The organism is Arthrobacter sp. M2012083, from assembly GCF_000281065.1.
In the GTDB taxonomy this organism is placed as follows: domain Bacteria; phylum Actinomycetota; class Actinomycetes; order Actinomycetales; family Micrococcaceae; genus Arthrobacter.
Window position 1 is genome coordinate 177,911 of record NZ_AKKK01000039.1, and the last position, 18,816, is coordinate 196,726.

General features: G+C 63.5%; 17 protein-coding genes and 1 riboswitch. Of the genes, 9 read left to right on the forward strand and 8 right to left on the reverse strand.

Annotated features, from left to right (window positions below):
• Positions 1 to 30 precede the first annotated feature (30 nt).
• The 3 genes from A477_RS0116820 to A477_RS0116830 are packed head-to-tail and all read right to left on the reverse strand — an operon-like array spanning position 31 to position 3,982.
• Positions 31 to 1,095, reverse strand: coding sequence for a PLP-dependent cysteine synthase family protein (locus A477_RS0116820; RefSeq protein WP_026005716.1), 1,065 nt, complete (start codon positions 1,093 to 1,095; stop codon positions 31 to 33).
• The gene (locus tag A477_RS0116825; protein WP_017200103.1) at positions 1,089 to 2,654 is read right to left on the reverse strand and encodes an aromatic amino acid ammonia-lyase; all 1,566 of its coding nucleotides are present in this window, start codon (positions 2,652 to 2,654) and stop codon (positions 1,089 to 1,091) included. Before A477_RS0116825 ends, A477_RS0116820 begins: the two co-directional genes overlap by 7 nt.
• Complete coding sequence (locus tag A477_RS0116830; protein ID WP_017200104.1) at positions 2,654 to 3,982, reverse strand: NtaA/DmoA family FMN-dependent monooxygenase; 1,329 nt, start codon at positions 3,980 to 3,982, stop codon at positions 2,654 to 2,656. Before A477_RS0116830 ends, A477_RS0116825 begins: the two co-directional genes overlap by 1 nt.
• 154 nt (positions 3,983 to 4,136) lie before the next feature.
• Here A477_RS0116830 and A477_RS0116835 point away from each other — a divergent pair, with 154 nt between their 5' ends.
• The 5 genes from A477_RS0116835 to A477_RS0116855 all read left to right on the forward strand — a co-directional run bounded on the left by A477_RS0116835 (position 4,137) and on the right by A477_RS0116855 (position 8,562).
• Complete coding sequence (locus A477_RS0116835) at positions 4,137 to 5,840, forward strand: SulP family inorganic anion transporter (protein WP_017200105.1); 1,704 nt, start codon at positions 4,137 to 4,139, stop codon at positions 5,838 to 5,840.
• Positions 5,841 to 5,923: 83 nt separating this feature from the next.
• A riboswitch (SAM riboswitch) is annotated at positions 5,924 to 6,035 on the forward strand.
• A 13-nt stretch (positions 6,036 to 6,048) separates the two neighbouring features.
• Positions 6,049 to 6,315: a DUF1737 domain-containing protein gene (locus A477_RS0116840; protein WP_017200106.1), complete on the forward strand. Its 267-nt coding sequence runs from the start codon at positions 6,049 to 6,051 to the stop codon at positions 6,313 to 6,315.
• Positions 6,312 to 6,722 (forward strand): rhodanese-like domain-containing protein, encoded by a 411-nt coding sequence (locus A477_RS0116845; RefSeq protein WP_017200107.1) that lies wholly within the window; start codon positions 6,312 to 6,314, stop codon positions 6,720 to 6,722. The genes A477_RS0116840 and A477_RS0116845 overlap by 4 nt, the downstream gene beginning before the upstream one ends.
• A complete protein-coding gene (locus A477_RS0116850; protein WP_017200108.1) occupies positions 6,723 to 7,931 on the forward strand; it encodes an O-succinylhomoserine sulfhydrylase in 1,209 nt (402 codons plus the stop codon).
• A 10-nt stretch (positions 7,932 to 7,941) separates the two neighbouring features.
• The gene (locus A477_RS0116855) at positions 7,942 to 8,562 is read left to right on the forward strand and encodes a hypothetical protein (protein ID WP_017200109.1); all 621 of its coding nucleotides are present in this window, start codon (positions 7,942 to 7,944) and stop codon (positions 8,560 to 8,562) included.
• Here the strand turns inward: A477_RS0116855 and A477_RS0116860 are convergent.
• A complete protein-coding gene (locus tag A477_RS0116860) occupies positions 8,549 to 9,745 on the reverse strand; it encodes a glutamate--cysteine ligase 2 (RefSeq protein ID WP_017200110.1) in 1,197 nt (398 codons plus the stop codon). The two genes, A477_RS0116855 and A477_RS0116860, sit on opposite strands and share 14 nt — an antisense overlap.
• Before the next feature lie 75 nt (positions 9,746 to 9,820).
• Complete coding sequence (locus A477_RS0116865) at positions 9,821 to 11,344, reverse strand: UDP-N-acetylglucosamine 1-carboxyvinyltransferase (protein ID WP_017200111.1); 1,524 nt, start codon at positions 11,342 to 11,344, stop codon at positions 9,821 to 9,823.
• 213 nt (positions 11,345 to 11,557) lie between these two features.
• Here A477_RS0116865 and A477_RS22785 point away from each other — a divergent pair, with 213 nt between their 5' ends.
• Positions 11,558 to 12,529 (forward strand): WXG100 family type VII secretion target, encoded by a 972-nt coding sequence (locus A477_RS22785; protein WP_017200112.1) that lies wholly within the window; start codon positions 11,558 to 11,560, stop codon positions 12,527 to 12,529.
• On the forward strand, positions 12,526 to 13,005 hold the full coding sequence (locus A477_RS0116875; protein WP_017200113.1) for a hypothetical protein: 480 nt from the start codon (positions 12,526 to 12,528) through the stop codon (positions 13,003 to 13,005). The genes A477_RS22785 and A477_RS0116875 overlap by 4 nt, the downstream gene beginning before the upstream one ends.
• A gap of 11 nt (positions 13,006 to 13,016) precedes the next feature.
• Here the strand turns inward: A477_RS0116875 and A477_RS0116880 are convergent, their stop codons facing one another.
• Complete coding sequence (locus A477_RS0116880) at positions 13,017 to 13,751, reverse strand: siderophore-interacting protein (RefSeq protein ID WP_017200114.1); 735 nt, start codon at positions 13,749 to 13,751, stop codon at positions 13,017 to 13,019.
• Positions 13,752 to 13,852: 101 nt separating this feature from the next.
• On the opposite strand from A477_RS0116880, the gene A477_RS0116885 reads away from it, so the two are divergent.
• Both A477_RS0116885 and A477_RS0116890 read left to right on the forward strand, forming a co-directional pair.
• A complete protein-coding gene (locus A477_RS0116885; protein ID WP_017200115.1) occupies positions 13,853 to 15,973 on the forward strand; it encodes a penicillin acylase family protein in 2,121 nt (706 codons plus the stop codon).
• A gap of 36 nt (positions 15,974 to 16,009) precedes the next feature.
• Positions 16,010 to 16,609: a GNAT family N-acetyltransferase gene (locus A477_RS0116890; RefSeq protein ID WP_017200116.1), complete on the forward strand. Its 600-nt coding sequence runs from the start codon at positions 16,010 to 16,012 to the stop codon at positions 16,607 to 16,609.
• Here the strand turns inward: A477_RS0116890 and A477_RS0116895 are convergent.
• Together A477_RS0116895 and A477_RS22440 are read right to left on the reverse strand one after the other, a co-directional pair.
• Positions 16,606 to 17,400: an energy-coupling factor transporter transmembrane component T family protein gene (locus A477_RS0116895; RefSeq protein ID WP_017200117.1), complete on the reverse strand. Its 795-nt coding sequence runs from the start codon at positions 17,398 to 17,400 to the stop codon at positions 16,606 to 16,608. The two genes, A477_RS0116890 and A477_RS0116895, sit on opposite strands and share 4 nt — an antisense overlap.
• Positions 17,397 to 18,816, reverse strand: a 1,420-nt coding sequence (locus tag A477_RS22440; RefSeq protein WP_017200118.1) for an ABC transporter ATP-binding protein, incomplete at its 5' end; no start/stop codon positions are given. The genes A477_RS22440 and A477_RS0116895, both read right to left, overlap by 4 nt.

Consider the following 18,816-nt stretch of genomic DNA (forward strand, 5'->3'; position numbering starts at 1 on the left):
ACCCCAAACCCGGGGGATATGAGAGAAGGCCTACTCGCGGGCGGTGGGGGTGTCGGCGGCGAGGCGGATGCCGTGCTCCGCCAGCCACACCGGATTGAAGGCCTTGCTCAGGTAGTTCGTGCCGGCGTCGGGCGCTATGGCCACCACCACCGAACCGCGGGGTGCAGCCCGGGCCACCCGCAAGGCCGCCGCAACAGCCAGCCCGGACGACGGACCCAATGCGAGTCCTTCTTCATCCAGAAGCCTGTGGACGGTGGTGTAGACCTCGTCGTTGGGAATGCGCAGGAAACGGTCCACGATGGCGCGGTCGAAAGCCTTGGGCCATTCAGCTTCAGGCCAGGAGTTGCCCACGCCGTCAACCAGGATCTCGCCGGGATGTCCACCGCTGTAGGCAGAGCCATAGGGATCGGCGCCAACAACTTCCACATGACCACCCGTCCGCGAGGAAGCCGCCTGTTCCTTCAAGAACCGGCCGTTCCCGCTAATGGTCCCACCTGTGCCGATGCCCGCTACGAAGTGGGTAACCAGGCCACCCGTCTGCTCCCAGATCTCCGGCCCCGTGGTTTCATAGTGCGCGGCGGGATTGGCAGGGTTGTCGAACTGCATGGGCCGCCACGCGCCGGGCGTCTCGGCGGTAATCCGCGCTGCCACGGCACGGGCGTTCTCCGGCGATTCGGACGGCGCGTTCCAGTCCGTGAGGATCACTCGGGCACCGTAGTTGTGCAGCGCAGCAAGCTTCTCCTCGGAGATCGTGTCGCCCGTAACCACCACCACCGGGTGTCCGGTCAGGTGTCCAATGAGGGCGAGCCCGATCCCGGTGTTGCCCGACGTACTTTCCACAATCGTGGCGCCGGGTTTCAGCTCGCCAGACTTTTCCGCCGCCCGAACCATACTTAGCGCGGTGCGGTCCTTGATGGAACCACCCGGGTTTTCGGACTCGAGTTTGACGTGGATTGTGCTGCCCAGGCCGTGACTCAGCGCTTCCAACTTCACCAGCGGCGTGTTGCCCACTTTGTCCAGGACTGAAGCATCGAGCCCGTCCGGGATCGGGACAGCCGCGTGCACACCATGTTTGCGGATCGCGGTACTCACCACGTTTCCTCCCCTGCCTCCGAAAGTTCCCGGTCGACGGCATCCCGCAATTCCACCCGCGCCCGCTCAACCAAGTCAGGAGCCGCTGGCCGGTCGGCAAGCACATCGGCCAGTCTTCCCACGACCACGCCTGTCCCCTTTCCGAGCGGCTGTGCGGCTCCCGCTTCAAGCAATAAGTACGACGCCGTCAGCGCCTCGATCACCATGAGTTTTTCGGCAGCCTCCAACGACCTTTGGAGCTGCTGCAGGGCGAGCGGGGCAAGCGTCGAATGGTCCTCTACGTCCGCAGAAAGTGTCGGCGCCCCGAGCGTCGCCGGTGCGGCCAGGAACTTGAGTTCGGCCAACAGGCCAGCGGCCGAGTACCAGAGCAGCCCGGGAAGTTCTTCTTGGGCCAGACCCTCCCCGGAGGATGCTGCCTGCAGGTGGCGGGCCCGGATAGCCCGTTGCGGAGGGTACAACTTGGCGATGCGACGTTCACTGGAAATCCCGACGTGAGCCAAGGCCAGGCGCAGGCCCTCAAAGGCGAGAGCCAGCTGCATCGGTTGGAAGTTCCCGCCGGACACCACCTGCCCGGAGTCGATATCGACCAAGGGATTATCGCCGCGGCCGTTCAACTCAACTTCCAACGCAGTACCGAGTTGCGTCACCAGGGATCGGAAAGCCCCGTGCGTCTGAGGCGCGGCCCGGAACGATAACGCATCCTGCACCGATACTTCGGGACGAACATCCTCCAACCACCCACCGCTCAGAAGACGGCGGACCACGGCAGCCGACTCCCGCTGCCCGTCCACCGCCTTGGCCGCCTGGATTGCCGGCGAAAACGGGCTGAGGTTCCCGCCGCCGTCGTACCTTGCGATCGTCTCCAGGGAGAGGGAAAGTGCGACGTCGGCCAATTCGGCCAGGTGCTGCAACCGCACCAAGGCGAGGGTTCCTACGCCCACCGAGTACGCATTGGCACTGACCAGGGCCAGGGCCTCGCCCGGCGCGAGAACAAGTGGCTGGAGGCCGGCGTCGGCGAGCGCCTTGGCGCCTGGGATCAGCGTACCGTCTGCGTCGAATGCTTGGCCCTCACCCAAGGCGACCGCCGCGACGGCGGCAAGTTGGGTCAGGTCCGACGATCCCACTGAGCCTTCCCGGGGAATGGCGGGGAAGATTCCCCGATTGAGCATTTCGGCGTAGAAGACTGCTGTTTCGGGTCGCACGCCGGAACCACCGCGGCTGAAACCGATAAGCCTGGCAAGGATTACGGCCCGGGCAGCAGCACGGTCCAGATACGCGCCCACACCACTGTTGTGATATCTGACCACCTGTACCTGGTAAGCCAGGAGCGACTTCTCCTCCACAGCCGTATCCCGGCCTGATCCAAGCAGGGTGTTGAGCCCGTACACTCGCTTCCCGGAGGCCGCGGTGAGCTCAACCAGTTCCCTCGACTTACGCATTGAAGACAACGCTTCTTGGTTGAGTTCCACATGAATCGAGCGATTTTCAGCGGCCAGCGCCACAGCGGTCGCCCGCACCGGAGCCGCACCGATCAGGAAGGTTCCAGATTCAGCCGACACCATCAGAAGTCCAGGAGATTCTGCCGGAAACCACCATTGCCGTAGCTCTTCCTCAACAGACCACGGCGCCGCAGTTCAGGGGTGAGTTTGTCCAGCACACCGTGTACGGTCACCGGGTCCACGAAGCCCGAGAAAAGGAAACCGTCGCCGCCCACTTCAGACCCAGTCGACTCCAGATAATCGGCGATTTCGCCAACCGTACCAATGATCGAATCGCCCGCTCCTCCGCTGCGCGCCTGCAGGATCTGCCTCAGTGTGGAACCAGGAGGGGCCGCCTTGGCGAAATGTTCCAGCGTCCCTTGGTTGCTGTTGGTGCTCAACTCGGGCAGCGGGGCGTCAAGGTCGAACTGTTTGAAGTCGATCACTGAAAGGTAGGAGATGGAGTTGAGTTGGCTGTCGATGTCGCGTTGGGTGAGTTCCCGCCGCTGCGCCCGCAACTCCTGTGCCTCGGCCGTGGAACCAACAACGGTGGGCTTCAGGACGAAAAGAACCTTGACGTCGTCGGGGTCGCGGCCGGCTTTCGCAGCTTCAGCGCGGATCGAATCCCGGTAGGACTTCATCCCGTCAACGCCCCGGGCCAAGGCGATGGCGACGTCGGCATGCCCGCCCGCGAACGCCTTGCCCCTGGGTGAAGCTCCGGCCTGCACCAGAACGGGTTCTTCCGGTAGAGGAGCAGTGTTCAGCGGACCCCTGACCTTGAAGAAGTCGCCCTCATGGTTGATCGGGTGCACTTTACTGTGGTCCGCGAACACCCCCGCCTCAACGTCCTCAAGCACAGCGCCAGGTTCCCAACTCCGCCAGAGCCGCCTGACGACGTCGACGAATTCCTCCGCTTTCTCGTACCGGAGGTCGTGTTCGATCTGCTGGTCCAACCCATAGTTCTGCGCGGCGAGGTCGCTCCCTGAGGTCACCACGTTCCAACCGAGCTGCCCTTTCGAGAAGTGTTGCAATGTTGCCAGGAGCCGGGCGGCAGTGAAGGGCGGGTAAAAGGAAGCACTGACCGTCGGGACGATTCCAAGGTGCTCCGTGGCGGAGACAAGGTACGGGACCAGCGCCAGCGGATCGTGCTTCGGAGCGAAAGACGCGTGGGCCAGGGAGACCTCAGCCGTGCCGCCGTAGGTGTCCGGGACGGTGAGTGAATCCTCAATGATGAACAGGTCCAACCCGGATTGCTCAAAGGCCCGGACAGCATCCTGGTACAGGGCGGGTTTCTTCCAGTCGTAACCCAGGCTGTAGCCGGGAGTTCCCCAGCCCTGGACGCCAAAACCGTGGCCCACGAACCATCCAAAGTGCAGCATGGGCTTGAGTGTAGAACTGCTCTGTCCGTTCACCGCGACCTGATTTCATGCGAAGTTACAGGGGGTCGTACTGCGTCAATTATGCTCCCGGGGCGTCACATTTGGGCGGGACTGATGACGGTCAGGATTTTCCACATACGGTCGTCGCATTGTTTCGAAAACAGCATGGGTCGGGAATGATCGCTGTATGAGTTCACCCACCCGTTCTTCCGCCAAGTCTTCCGCCAAGGACCGGCTTTCGGGCGTGTGGGCGCTCAAGGGCTACAAACGCGAATGGCTCCGGCACGACCTCGTGGCGGGTGCTGCCCTCTTCGCCCTGCTGGTACCCGCCGGCATGGCCTATGCGCAGGCGGCTGGCCTTCCACCCGTCACCGGGCTCTACGCCACCGTGGTCCCGTTGCTGGTTTACGCGGTGGTAGGGCCTTCCCGCATCCTGGTCCTCGGCCCCGACTCTTCCCTCGCCCCCATGATCGCCGCGGCAATCGTGCCGCTGGCGGCGGGTAGCAGCGAAAAATCGGTAGCGCTCGCCGGACTATTGGCCGTGTTAATGGGGGCGATCATGCTGGCCGGGGCTGCCCTGAAGCTCGGGACCATCACCGGACTGCTCTCCAAGCCCATCCGGCTCGGGTATCTGAACGGGATCGCGTTGCTGGTGGCCCTTTCGCAGCTGCCGGCGTTCCTGGGGATAGAGGCCGACGGCGACATTTGGCAAAAGCTCGCGAAGGTCACCACCGGGGTGCTCACCGGAGGCGTAAACCTTCCGGCGCTGCTGCTGGGTCTGGGTTCCCTCGCCCTTATTTGGATCCCCAAACTGCTGAAGTGGAAGGTACCCGGCGTCCTGTTGGCGGTGGTCGGCTCTTGTCTTGCGACGGCGTTCTTGGGGCTGAACGACGACGTCAAGGTCACAGGGGTCCTGCCCCAAGGCCTGCCGATGCCCGCGCTCGGCGGCATTGGCTGGGCCGACGCAGTGGCCCTGCTTCCCGCGGCCGCGGGTATTGCCCTCATGGCCTTCGCGGACACCGGAGTCCTGTCCCAAACGCTGGCTGCCAAAGAAGGGAAGAAGGTTTCCGGCAACAGGGAAATGGCAGCCCTCGGAGCGGCCAATGCTGCCACGGGCCTGCTGGGCGGATTCCCCATCTCCGGCAGTACATCGAGGACCCCCGTCGCCGTGGATGCTGGCGCCAAGTCCCAAATGACGGGTGTGGTGGGTTCGGTGTTGGTGCTGGCGTTCATGCTGCTGGCTCCCGGTGTGACCGAATTCCTACCCTCCGCAACCTTGGCCGCCGTCGTGATTGCTGCCGCAATCGCGCTGGCGGACCCTGCGGGCGTCAGGCGGCTCCTCAGCCTGAGCCGGAGCGAATCCGTGGTGATGCTGGCGGCGTTCCTGGGCGTCCTCACGGTGGGTGTCCTCCAAGGAATCGTGGTGGCAATCGCCCTGGCGCTCCTGGACTTCGTTCGCCGGGCTTGGGACCCCTACCGCACTGAACTCGGCTCGCAGGAAGGACGGCCCGGCTACCACGATCTCTCGCGCCACCCGGAAGGCGAACGCATCCCGGGACTCCTCATTCTTCGCTTCGATGCACCACTGTTCTTCGGCAACGGACAGGTTCTCGCGAGCTTTGTCCGCGAGCAACTGGACGAAACTTCGGACGATATCTCCCACGTAATCCTGGCGGCAGAACCCATCACAGGCATCGACACCACCGCCTTGGATGACCTCGTCACACTGGATGAATGGTTGGCCCGTCACGGTGTGGATCTGGTGTTCGCCGAGCTCAAGGGCCCGGTGAAGGACAAACTGCTCCGGCTAGGAACGGCAGCCCGTTTCACGCCGGACCACTTCTTTTCCACGGTGAGTGCCGCCGTCCGCGAGCTCAAGGACGAAGAGTGAAGCGGCCGCCGATTACGCAACATGACGACGGCCCAGCCGCCCGCAAGTGCGGCCGGATGCCCGTGGATGTTACGTTTTTCTTGAGTAATGAGCACCAGCGCAAAGCCCTGACTTGCTGGTCGGCAACCCTCTCTCCGGCGGGGTGCCTCAGGTGACTACTCGGCGTATCGACAACTCGTACTGCAAGCGTGACTGAGGAGCACCAGCTATGCCTGAACCCACTGAAGAAAAACTCTCTTACCGCCTGGTGACAGGGCCCGATACCCGCGACTTCTGCGAGCGCATCCACAATGCCCTTGCTGAAGGGTACGTCCTCCACGGCAGCCCGGCAGCTACGTTCAACGGCACGGACGTCATCGTCGCCCAAGCCGTTGTCCTGCCGACCGCGATCGCCACGGCGGATGCCGCCGTCGCGAACGCCGTTGATCAGCTGGAGAACTACGACGACGACGAAGCGTTCGAGGGCCACGCATGAGCTACGCAGGTGACCTGACGCCGCACGACGCGTGGGCCAAACTTCAAGAAGGCGCCATCCTGGTTGACGTCCGGACCGAGGGCGAATGGGCCCACATCGGCATCCCGGATACCAAAGCCACGGAGAACGACCCCCTGTTCATCCAATGGAACCTGGCCGGCGGCATTCCGAACTCCCGTTTTATTGAAGATCTTCAGCAGCAGGCGCCCGAGGACGACGGCGTTGAGCTGGTGTTCCTGTGCCGTTCAGGGCAACGCTCCATTTCTGCGGCCATCGCTGCAACCCAGGCCGGCTTTACTGCCTACAACGTCCTCGAGGGCTTCGAAGGCGAACCGGACCGCTACGGCGAGCGCACCGTCAACGGATGGAAGAACCGTGGCCTGCCAACGAATCTGGGGACCGAGTAAGTGACTTTTAATCCCGATGCCACTGGCTGGAGCCCTGACACCCAGGCAGTACGCGGTGGCCTTGACCGTACCAATTTCCAGGAAACGTCCGAGCCCGTTTTCCTGAACTCCGGCTTCGTCTACGAGTCTGCCGCTGCGGCCGAGCGCGCCTTCACCGGCGAGGATGAACGCTTTGTTTACTCCCGCTACGGCAACCCCTCCGTGGCCACATTCCAGGAGCGGCTGCGGCTGCTCGAAGGAACCGAGGCGTGCTTCGCGACGGCGTCAGGAATGTCCGCGGTGTTTACCGCCCTGGGTGCACTGCTGGCTGCCGGCGACCGCGTGGTTGCTGCCCGCTCGCTGTTCGGCTCCTGCTTCGTGATCCTCAACGAGATCCTCCCCCGGTGGGGCGTGGAGACGGTCTTCGTTGACGGACCGGACCTGGAGCAGTGGCGCGAGGCCCTGTCCGAGCCCACCACCGCGGTGTTCTTCGAGTCACCGTCCAACCCCATGCAGGAGATCGTCGATATCGCTGCCGTCAGCGAACTGGCGCATGCGGCCGGGGCGACAGTGGTGGTCGACAATGTCTTTGCCACTCCCCTGCTGCAACGCTGCGGTGAGCTGGGAGCAGACGTGATCGTGTACTCCGGCACCAAGCACATCGATGGCCAGGGACGGGTCCTTGGCGGCGCGATCCTGGGCACCAAGGAATTCATCGATGGCCCGGTCAAACAGCTCATGCGGCACACCGGCCCGTCGCTTTCGGCGTTCAATGCCTGGGTGCTGACCAAGGGCTTGGAGACTATCGGGCTGCGCGTGAACCACAGCTCGGCTTCTGCTTTGAAGATAGCGGAGTGGCTCGAGCAGCAGCCTGCCATCAGCTGGGTCAAGTACCCGCTGTTGAAGTCCCACCCTCAGTACGAGCTTGCTGCGAAGCAGATGAAGGCCGGCGGTACTGTGCTGACTTTCGAGCTTTCGCCTTCGGCAGGGCGTTCAGCCAAAGAGGCCGCTTTTGCCTTGCTGGACGGCCTCCGCGTCATCGACATCTCCAATAACCTGGGCGATTCCAAGTCCCTCATCACGCACCCGGCAACTACCACCCACCGGGCGATGGGGCCTGAGGGCCGTGCGGCCATCGGGCTCTCCGATGGGGTGGTTCGCCTGTCTGTCGGCCTTGAAGACGTGGACGACCTCATCCTGGATCTGGAGAAGGCACTCAAACAGGTCTAACCTTGCTGCCATGAGCGGGAACCATCCCTATCGCCGTGCCGGAACAGTGATCGTTGCCGGTACGGCGGTGTGGTTCATCGGAATTTCGCCGGTCTCACGCGTCTACATCACCCCTGATGACGACGAGCGCCTCCGCATGCTGCAAGCCGGCCAGCGCGGCTGGGTCACGGGTCAGCACATTACCGCCGTAGGGACCGTCGCAGTGCCTGTGGGATTCGCGGCGTTCGCCCGTGCCGTTCCAGCCTCCGGCATTGCACGCAGGCGGGCCAAAAAGTGGGCTTACGCTGCTGCAGCCGCGTTGCTTGCCGGTGCACCGCTCTTCGTCTCCAGCGTTGCCCAGCGGGCTTCCGACATTGAAGGGTTCGCCTACCGCCGCGGATCCAGCGCTCCATTCCTGGCATATTCCGGGCTCCATGTTGTGGCGTTGGCCGCGCTCGGCGGGAGCCTTCTTTCTTTGCCTGCCAAACGGTGGATCGGCGTCACCGCAGCGGCCGCCGCGCCCATCTACGGAGCCGTCCTTCTGGCCAAGAAGGACATCCCACCGCTCTTCTTCTACCTTGTGGAGGGGACCGTCGGCGCCTACCTGATGGCCTGGGAGGAGCCGGAGGACACGCCGCCTACGGTCTCCTAACCCGGGTCAGGATGGGCGGGGGATCCTTAGGGGCATCGGCGGCAGAGCCGCGCACGGTCACCTTCGCAGCATGCCCGACGACGGCGGCCAGGGCTTCGTTGGTGGGTGGGCTTCCGGTCTGGGTTTCCCCGTCGCGCTGCCTTTTGTTGTAGCGTTCGGCGGCTTCCCGTTGTTCATGTGCGCCATTGCCCCGTTCGAGTAAGTCCGAAATTCCTGCTTTGACGAGCTCCAACTCATTCTGGTCGTCAAGGACCGGGCTCAGGTAATCAACCAACGCCCACACGACGTCCGCAGCTGGCTGGGGTAGGAAGTCACCAAAGTCCAGGAGATCTCCGCGCAGACCCGAATTGCTGGCCTGCCAACTCGCCATCCGCAGGAGTGCCGTGGGCACCGCGGTGGGTTCGACGCCGTCGAGCATCTCCAAGGATGCTGTTTCCACCAAAGCCCGCACGAGGACTGCCATCAGAGCTGCGTCCTCGGCACGAAGGCAGACATCGGCGACGCGGACTTCCACAGTGGGGTGGTTCCTGGAGATGCGGGCGTCGAAGTAGATCATGCCCTCATCCATGATCACGCCCGTATCCAAGAGACGCTTCACGATGCGTCGATAGGCAGTAAGGGAGCCAAAAACCGAGGAAGGGCCAGACGTCGGCCAGCGGTTCCATGCTTGGGTGCGGTAGCTGTCGAAGCCGGTGGGCAGCCCCCGCCAGTAAGGCGAGTTGGCGGTTAGGGCTGTCAGCACGGCGAGTTTGTCCCGGATGTGGTCCAGTACCACCACGCCTTCCTCGGGCGACTCCACCGAGGCGTGCACGTGGAACCCGCACGTCAGCTGCTCCGTGGCAATGATGCCGAAGCGTTCCAGCATCGCGGCATACCGGGGGTCCGGAGTGGTGTGCGTCACCGAGGCCAAAGGAGACGTGGCGATGGCAGCAACCCGCGCTCCATGCTGCCGTGCGGCCTCGCTGGCCATGGCCCGGCCACGGCGGATCTGTTGCAGGAGCTCGTCATAACTATGGCACGGGCGGGTCTGTGTTTCGATCTGCTCCAGCTTGAGCTCGTGGCTGAGGCCCGTGGCGGTGTCAGGTTCATCGTGGCCAGACAGAAGGGCGTCCGCGAGGGCCAAGGGCTCGCCTGTCACCGGATCAACGATGAGCAGTTCTTCCTCAACCCCGAAAGTCCGCATGCTTCATTCTGCGCCAGGAGGGCTGGCGAGGACAGGGGCTTGTGTTTCCGGGACTTCGACCGGCAGCAGGGCGGGCTAGTCCTGGAAGTACTCGATCTTCGCGCCAATGGTGTTCAGGCGTTCGGCGAGGTCCTCATAGCCACGTTCGATCACGTAGATGTTGCGAAGCTCGGAGGTTCCACGGGCCGCCAACATTGCCAGGAGCAGGCAGGCAGCAGGTCGCAGGGCCGGCGGGCAGCCGATTTCCGCGGCACGCCACTTGGTAGGCCCATTGACGTAGATCCGGTGCGGATCCAAAAGCTGCACTTGGGCGCCCAGCTTGTTGAGCTCCGTCAAGTAGATCGCACGGTTCTCGTAGACCCAGTCGTGGATCATGGTCTGGCCCTCGGCATTGCCCGCAATCACTGCAAAGAACGGCAGGTTGTCGATGTTCAGGCCCGGGAACGGCATCGGGTGGATCTTGTCCTGCGGGGCACGGAGCTCGGAGGGCTTCGTGGTGACATCCACCAGCCGGGTGCGTCCATTGCGCGCCATGTACTCGCCGGAGATTTGGAGGTTTTGGCCCATTTGCTCCAGGGTGGCAAGCTCGATTTCCATGAACTCGATGGGAACCCGGCGGATGGTGACCTCGGAGTTGGTCACAATGCCTGCGGTGATGAGGCTCATTGCCTCGATGGGGTCTTCAGACGGGAAGTACTCAATGTCTACATCAATGGCTGAGCGTCCGGTGATCTTCAGTGTGGTGGTTCCGACGCCGTCGATGTCCACGCCCAGGCCCTGCAAGTAGAAGCAGAGGTCCTGCACCATGTAGTTGGGGCTGGCATTCCGAATGATGGTGGTGCCCTCACGGTGTGCGGCCGCCATGATGGCATTCTCCGTCACGGTGTCGCCGCGTTCGGTCAGAACGAAGGAACGGTGGAGCTCGTCGGCAGGAGGTGCAGTCACGGAGTAGAAACCGGACTTCGCTTCCACCTCGAGGCCGAACTGGCGAAGCGCCTGCATGTGCGGTTCCACGGTGCGCGTCCCCAGATCGCAGCCACCGGCATAGGGCAGCAGGTATTCGCTGGTTTCGTCCAGGAGCGGACCGAGCAGCATGATGACGCTTCGTGTGCGTCGGGCGGCATCAACATCCATGGATTCCAGCTCCAGGACCTCGGGGCGGCGGAGACGGAGGTCGCTTCCGTTGAGCCACGTGCATTCCACGCCGATGGACGTCAATACTTCGACGATCCTGTTGACTTCCTCGATCCGTGCCAGCCGACGCAAAGTGGTGGTTCCGCGGTTGATCAGGCTGGCACACAAGAGGGCTACGCCGGCGTTCTTGCTGCTGTTGACGTCCACTTCCCCGGAGAGGGTCCGTCCGCCCTCCACCCGGAGGTGGGTCATCTGCGGCTTGCCCACTTTGACGATGGAGCGCCCGAAGATGGCTTCAAGCCGTTCGATCATCCGGAGGCTGAGATTCTGTTTGCCCTGTTCCATTCGGGCTATTGCGCTCTGGCTGGTTCCCAGTTCAGTAGCCAGCTGCCCTTGCGTCCAGCCTTTTTCGCCGCGGGCGTCGCGGAGCAGGAGGCCTACATTCTCGGCGGTAGGTTGCGTCATAACCAAAAAATATCACAAATGAGCTAGAAGTGAAGAGCAAAACTCCGATCCAGCGACATGCATCACACCATACCCGTTCTGTGCGATATAGAGCACGATGCCGGAGGCTCCCCCTTGGTGAACGCCTTCCCTCAGTTTCATCAAGGGCAGAGCTCCCCATTGTGCCCTAACAAGGGTTTAGCGAAGGATGTACGGGAAAGCTCAGGGGGAAATATGCCTTTCTACGGCGCCGACGTCGATCAACTCAAAGCACTATCAAAAGCGCTCGCCAGCGGAGCATCGTTGCTGACCAGCCGCGCCCGGGAACTCGACTCCTTGATCGCCCAAGGCGGTTACTGGCAGGGGCACGATGCCAAGCGTTTCGCCTCCGAGTGGCAGGGCCACCTACGGCCCCTGCTTGAAAGGACCTCACGCGGGATAGAGGAAGCGTCCCAATCCGTGCTCACCAATGCCGACGAGCAGGCTGGCGCGTCCACTGAAGGCGGTGCGGGCCCAGCCGGTTCCGGAGGGTCAGGAAACTCCGGAAACCCTGGCAGCGACGCAACAACAAAGACAGCGGCAGCCACCAACCCCACCCAGCCCACGCCCCAGGAAATCCTGGACCAGTACCAAGTAAGCGACGCCGAAACCACCAACTGGCCCGGCGACTGGGATCCGCTGCGATTCGTGGTTGACCAGAAGGTGGTAACTGAGAAGGAAGCGGAACTCCTTAATGGCCTCGGCCCCTTTGAGCTGAACGCTTTCAAGGGCATCCACGACGACGCGTTCAGTGTTGCCGACGAGCGCTTCCCCAGCGAAGATCGCAACGATGACCAGAACGATGCCTTCCGCCACGCCTATTGGAACGCCCTCATGGTGAAGGAGTTCGGCGCGGACTGGGCAGAGGATTACGCTACGGCCCACGAACAGCTACCCGGGAACCCGGCTCCCCGCGAGGCCATGGATCTGTACAACAATGAAGTTGGCCGCAACGTTGCCATTGCCAATCCGGACGCCAGCGCTGAGGAACTTGCAGACTTGATCGAGGACGCCGTCAACAATGGAGACACCGTGGTGGTGGGACCTGACCTTTTGCCGCACCCGTCAAACGAGGTCCCCGCTGACCAGACGGGCGATGCCGGCAACGCCGAGCCCGCCCCTGGTGAGGACCCGGAGTTCAACGACGAGTCCAGGACGACATCGTGACTGTTCCAAGCGCCAACAACTTGCGACGCCGCCCCAAGACTGCGGCGCTCCGCGTCACCGTTACCAGCTTGCTCACCTTTGTCCTGGCCTGCGCCTTGGCATCCTGTTCCCTCGGAGGATCCGTCATGCCCGAAACAAACGATCACCTCAACGATCAAGTCCTGGAGTCGGCCAAAAACGGCACATCACTCAAGCTGGCCGACGCCACCGACTTTGACTGGGACCAAGCAGGTTTTGTCACGTCGGGCACCCCGGCCAAGGACATTGAGGAGGCCTTTGGCGAACCCCTCACCAAGGAAAGCCGCTATACCGCTTCACCGGCCCTCTTCGTCTTCCTGAAAGACGGCAAGGTCACCAAGGCGGTCCGCATTGTCCCGGACGCATTCTCAGGGGCTGACGCCAGGAAGAAGTACGGCCGCGACGTGGTGCTTACGCCGCAGGAGGGGCAGAAGGGCTTCCTCAGCTGGCGCGAATAACCCGCGCAGAGTTAGACCCGCCAGTACCCCAAGGCATCGATCCGGTGCTTGTCCACTCCGAGTTCTTTCCGGAGATGCTTGACGATTGCCCGCGTACTTGAGGCTTCGCATGCGATCCAGAAGAAGTCTTCGCCCACGGAAACGGTGTCCGCCGTGAGCGCACCACAGACTTCCTCCAGTAAAGCGGCACCGTCGCGTTTGCGCGGAATCCAGGTGACGACGTCGGAATCGGAGATACGCACCTCAAGCGAGGGGTCGGCGTCGTGCTGATATTCAAGCCAAGCGGTCACTGCAGCCGCGCCCGCGGCAACACGCTGCCGCTCATCCAGGAGCGAATTGATTGCCGGGATGGACGCAGGATCGCCCACCACCCAGATTCGGCGCGGGGCGGGCTGCGGGAACGTGAAGGAACTGCCCTGAACTGTCGCGTCGATGGTGTCACCGGGCCGCACGGAACGGGCCCAATCCGCGGCAACGCCGTCGTGCATCGCGAAGTCCATGCTGAACGTACCATCCGCGGGGGAGGCGTTGACCAACGTGTAGGCGCGCTGGTGAGCCTTGCCGGATTCATTGAACCAGAGCCGGATCCACATGGTGGGATGCAGGCCGCTGCGCTCCAGCAGTCCTCCATCACGAACGTGCACGCGGAGGAAGTCCGGGGTGATCTCTTCCCGACCTGTGACCTCAAGGGTGAAGTCCTTGGCACCCATGACTTTGAGGACGACGCCTTCCCAATTGCGCTTCAAGCAACACTCCTTCACGAAGGTCCACGATTTGTGAACGGGGCCAAAGCCATTTATCTTGAACTTAAGTAAGCCTAACCTAAGCTCGAAAGCAGCCAGAGATTATGACGCCTGCCCCGACGCACCCATCCGCCCCGGCAGGCGGCCCCGGAACGTACCGTGACGAGTGGGGGATTCCGCATTTGTGGGCCGGTTCCGCCGATGAACTCGCCTTTCTCCAAGGCATGAATGTGGCCACGGACCGCTCATGGCAGATCGAGCTGGAACGGTGGCGTTCGGAAGGCCGCGCAGCAGAGGTATTGGGCGCCGACGTGGTGGTCTGGGACCGTTTCGCCCGCCAAGCCCGGCTGGATGACACCGCACGTCGCTGCTTTGAGAACCTCGACGCCGCCACTCAGCGCTGGTGCGGACACTACGTGGCGGGCGTCAACCAGGCCCTGGCAGACGGCCGACGTGGCGGGCCCGAGTTCGAAGAATCCGGGAGCTTGCCCGAGCCGTGGCATCCGTGGACTCCGCTCGGCGTCTTCCTGGTGCACCACATCCTGTTTTCCACGTTCCCCAACAAGCTGTTCCGGGCCCACGTCGCGCGGACACTCGGCGACGACGCCGTGAGCCTATTCAGCATCGAAGCACCCGTTTGGTCAGGCAGCAACGCTTGGGCAGCGCATGGCTCGGCGACGACCAGCGGGCTTCCCATGATCGCCGGCGACCCCCACCGCCTCATGGAGCTGCCCGGCGTCTACCAGCAGATACGGCTCGCCTGCCCTGAGTTCGATGCGATCGGGTTCGCGTTTCCGGGCGTTCCCGGCCTCCCCCATTTCGCCCATACGGGCAGCACCGCTTGGGCCATCACCAACGCAATGGCCGACTACCAGGACCTTTTCATCGAGGAGTTGCGCCGGGTCAGCGACTTCACGGGCGAGCGCATCGAGGCGCGCGGAGCGGAAGGCTGGGAACCCGTCGTCGTGAGTTCCGAAACCATCCGCGTCCGCGACGGCGAAGCTGTGTCCGTTGAGATTATCGAGACCGATCGGGGTCCGGTCATCTCGGAAACGCCCGACGGCGGAGCCCTCAGTTTGCGCTTCCCGGCCGGGGTTGAGGGGCGGCTGGGGTTCGATGCCCTCCTGCCGCTGCTGCGGAGCCGGAACGTCTCCGAGGTGGAGGCTGCATTCGATGCCTGGGTTGAGCCCGTTAACAGTGTGGTGGCGGCGGACGTTCACGGGTCTGTGAGGCATTTCCTTGCCGGGCTGGTCCCGCAGCGCAATCCGGCCAACCGGCGCCTTCCTGCTCTGGCCTTCTCCGCTCGTCATACCTGGGACGGCCAGTACGTGATCCTGCCCCGTACTGAGGTCCAGCAGTTCGCCGTGAGTGCGAACGACCGCGCGGCAGGCGGCGGTGATCAAGTGGCCATGGAGTTTGCACCTGCGCACCGTGCCCGGCGCATCCGGGAATTGCTGGAACTGGCTCCAGGACCCTTGTCCGTAGACGTTATGCAGGCCATCCACACGGACACGCTACTGGGTCCGTGGCCATTGTTCCGGTCGCTGCTCTCCGGCTTGGACGCCGGGGATCTGTCCAAGGAGGCCAAGGAGTTGCGGCTCCTTTTGTTGGACTGGGATAGCCTCATGGAGGCCGGCAGCCATCGCGCCGCCGTTTTCGCTGCGTGGCGTGGTGCCCTGGTCCAGCGCCTGGCACGCCATTCCGCGCTTGCGCCCCTGAATGAGCCCACAGGCTACTCACCCCTGTTCGGGCCGTGGTTGTCCGTGGCGTCGCGCATCGGTTTTGCCCTTGAGACCCTGCTGATCCGTGGCTCGGAGCTTGGCATCAGCGTTGGAGTGGAAGCTGCCGCGGCGCTTGAAGACGCCGCGTTGGAGGAGTCCATGCTGAATGGTGCTGCCTGGGGCGACCGGCACAAGCTCTTGCCGGTCCATGTCCTCCCTGGCCCGCTCGCATCATCGGCACCCACCGCCGACCTCAGTGGAGATACCGGATGTGTCCTGTGCACCGAGAGCCTCCCCGGCGTTGATGACCGGAGCTTCCGCGGACCCGTAGCCCGCTACGTTTGGGACCTGGCCGATCGGCAAAACAGCCGCTGGATCGCGCCATTCGGTGCCTCCGGCGTACCCGGCCACAAACACTTCGCCGATCAACTCCCACTCTGGACAGCCGGGGAACTCGCCCCGGTGGTCACTGACTGGTCGCTTCTGGCCAAAGACACTCCCTGACTCATTCCCGTTCCCGCATCAGCCCCGAAGGAAACCATGACCACCACCACCCAGGACTTCTCCGTCCGCACCACCGTCTACTCAGAAGACCTCGAAGGATGGGGTGCGCTCCGGATTGTTCCGCTGGTTCCCAGCGAGGACATCGACCTCATCTTCGAATGGGTCACCCAGCCCCGTGCAAAGTTCTGGGGAATGACGGGAAACTCCCGCGAAGAAGTCCTGGGGATCTACGAGTTCCTTGACTCGCTGGAAACCCACCACGCTTTCCTTGCCACCCTTGACGGGGAGCCATTGGCACTCTTCCAGACGTACGAACCCCTGCACGATCCCGTCGGCGAAGCCTACCCCGCCCGCGAGGAAGACATCGGCATGCATCTGCTGCTGGCTCCGGCAACGCGGCCGATTCCGCATTTCACCCCGCGGCTGGGCACGTCCTTGATCAAGTACATGTTCTCCCTGCCGGGCAAGGACCGGATTGTGGTGGAGCCGGACTCCCGCAATGCCAAGGCCCTTCGTCGTCTGGAAGCGACGTGCTTCGAGCTGGGACCCATCATTCAGCTGGCGGAGAAGGAGGCCCAGCTAGGATTCCTGACGCGGGCGGGCTTTGATGAGATCCAGGAGCAGCGGGCGCGCTAGCGCCAGACGAAGCTCCAGGTTCCCGCACCTACAGCCGCCAGCACTGCGCCGGCCGCGATGACCAGACCACCAAGGACCACCCATACGTCCAGCAGTGAGTACCTTGATTCGCGTGCCCACGTCCGTTGCCCGCCCCCGAAGCCGCGCGCTTCCATGGTCACCGCCAGCCGCGATGCCCGCCGAACCGCCTGAACCAACAGACCGAAACTCTGGCCGAGCGTGGCTTTCAACCGTTGGAAGGGGCTGCCTTGGGAACCGACTCCACGGGCTCGGCGGGCCATTCCGATGGTCTGCCACTCCTCCGCCATGAGCCCCACAAGCCTCATGGCCGCCAAGGATCCGAGGACAAAGCGGTGCGGCAGCTTGGCCTTCTGTGCCAGCGCATCGGCCAGGTCAGTGGGATCCGTGCAGGTCATCAGCAGGATCGCCGGCAACGCGATCGCCAAACCGCGCAGCATGAAGCCCAACCCCAGCTCCAGGGAACCTTCGCTGATGGACCAGAGTCCGACGTCGAGCAATACAGCGCCGCTGTCCGCCGCCACTATTGCGGTACTCCAGCCGCCGATCGCTGCCGCGATGGCCAAGGGCCAGGCCCGCTGCCACAACACCCTGATAGTGAGGCCGGCAAGCGGGAAGAGAGCCAGTTCCGCAACGAGCGCCGTCGACGCAGAGACCCAGTCGATGGACAAGGCCAGCACCAGGGAAATCAAGAAGACCGACACGAACTTCGCCAATGGGTTGGCGTAAGTGAGCAGGGCATGGTTTCCGCGGATGTTCAGTGCATCCCTCACGCTGCACCCGCTTCCTGATGCGTTGCCCTGCCCTGCGATATGGGGCCGAGCCGCAGTTCGGTTCCGCCGAGTACTGCGCTGAATTCCTGATCGTGGGTCACCGAGACCACCGCGGTCCCTGCGTCCAGCAACTCGGCAAGGAACGACGCCAGTTCGGCCCAAGTATTCGCGTCCTGGCCAAACGTGGGCTCGTCGAGCACCAGGACTTTGGGGTGCGCGGCCAGCACCGTGGCCACCGAGAGCCGGCGCTTCTCCCCGCCGGATAGCGTATACGGATTGGCGTCGACGAGATGTGTGAGCCGCAACCGTTCCAACAACTCATCCACGCGTTCCTCGCCATGGCCCAGGTGCTTTGGGCCAAACATCAACTCGTCCAGCACATTGCCCGTGACGAACTGGTGCTCAGGCTCTTGGAACACCGTCCCGATCCGAGAGATCAAACGGTCCGCTTTCCATTTGAACGGGTCGATTCCCGCACCCTCGGAGAGCTCGACGGCGGCACTCACCTTGCCGTCCACAGGCGCCAAAAGGCCGGCCAACGTGAGCGCGAACGTGGACTTGCCCGCACCGTTTGGGCCCGTAATGGTCAGTGCTTGTCCTGCCCGGACCTGTGCACTGATGCCCGTTTGCACCGGTATGGGCGGGATGGTTTTGAACCCTTTGCGCCGTGGCTTTTCACGGGAAACAGAAAGGTCCTGGGCTGCGAGGAGAAGCTGCGCGGTGTCGGGCTCATTGTGCCGCCCCCGGGTTGCCGGGACGTACCCGGGCACCCAGACGCCTGCCGACATGAGCATAGTGCGGGCCTCGGAAAGGACCTGGTCCGGAGGGCCGTCCAAGAGGACGCCGCCCGTGACCCGCCCGGCCCCTGCGGCCGTGCTGGACCCTGCGGCCGACCCCGGCTGCAGGACCACAATCCTGTCCACCAGGTCTTTCCAGACGGACACACGGTGTTCCACCACAACCAGCGTGGCGCCGGTCTTGTCCAGGCATCGCCCAACAGCATCACGGACCTCGAGCACCCCTGCAGGATCCAGGTTGGCTGTTGGTTCGTCCAGCAGGATCAGCCCGGGCCGCATTGCCAAAATTCCTGCAAGCGCAAGGCGCTGCTTCTGGCCGCCGGAGAGCGCCGCCGTCGGGTGATCCAACGCCAGGCCGCCACCCGCAGCGGTACGCAACCCGACGTCGTCGAGCGCTTCATGGACGCGGGACCAAATCTCGTCACGGGGCACGGCAAGGTTCTCCGCGCCGAAAGCAACGTCGTCGCCAACCCTCGACAGAACCACCTGTGTCTCGGGGTCCTGTTGCATCAATCCGGCGCGTCCCCGCTGCTCGCGGGGCGCACCGCCGTCGATCAGCAGGGAGCCGGTCTCATCCGAGTCGTCTTCCTCATCCCCCAACACTCCGGCGAGGGCATGC

Excerpts from the sequence above, each read along its gene's own strand:
- A477_RS0116825 (WP_017200103.1), bottom strand. The coding sequence starts at position 2,654 with ATGGTGTCGGCTGAATCTGGAACCTTCCTGATCGGTGCGGCTCCGGTG.
- A477_RS0116835 (WP_017200105.1), top strand. The coding sequence starts at position 4,137 with ATGAGTTCACCCACCCGTTCTTCCGCCAAGTCTTCCGCCAAGGACCGG.
- A477_RS0116840 (WP_017200106.1), top strand. The coding sequence starts at position 6,049 with ATGCCTGAACCCACTGAAGAAAAACTCTCTTACCGCCTGGTGACAGGG.
- A477_RS0116845 (WP_017200107.1), top strand. The coding sequence starts at position 6,312 with ATGAGCTACGCAGGTGACCTGACGCCGCACGACGCGTGGGCCAAACTT.
- A477_RS0116855 (WP_017200109.1), top strand. The coding sequence starts at position 7,942 with ATGAGCGGGAACCATCCCTATCGCCGTGCCGGAACAGTGATCGTTGCC.
- A477_RS0116860 (WP_017200110.1), bottom strand. The coding sequence starts at position 9,745 with ATGCGGACTTTCGGGGTTGAGGAAGAACTGCTCATCGTTGATCCGGTG.
- A477_RS0116865 (WP_017200111.1), bottom strand. The coding sequence starts at position 11,344 with ATGACGCAACCTACCGCCGAGAATGTAGGCCTCCTGCTCCGCGACGCC.
- A477_RS22785 (WP_017200112.1), top strand. The coding sequence starts at position 11,558 with ATGCCTTTCTACGGCGCCGACGTCGATCAACTCAAAGCACTATCAAAA.
- A477_RS0116885 (WP_017200115.1), top strand. The coding sequence starts at position 13,853 with ATGACGCCTGCCCCGACGCACCCATCCGCCCCGGCAGGCGGCCCCGGA.
- A477_RS0116890 (WP_017200116.1), top strand. The coding sequence starts at position 16,010 with ATGACCACCACCACCCAGGACTTCTCCGTCCGCACCACCGTCTACTCA.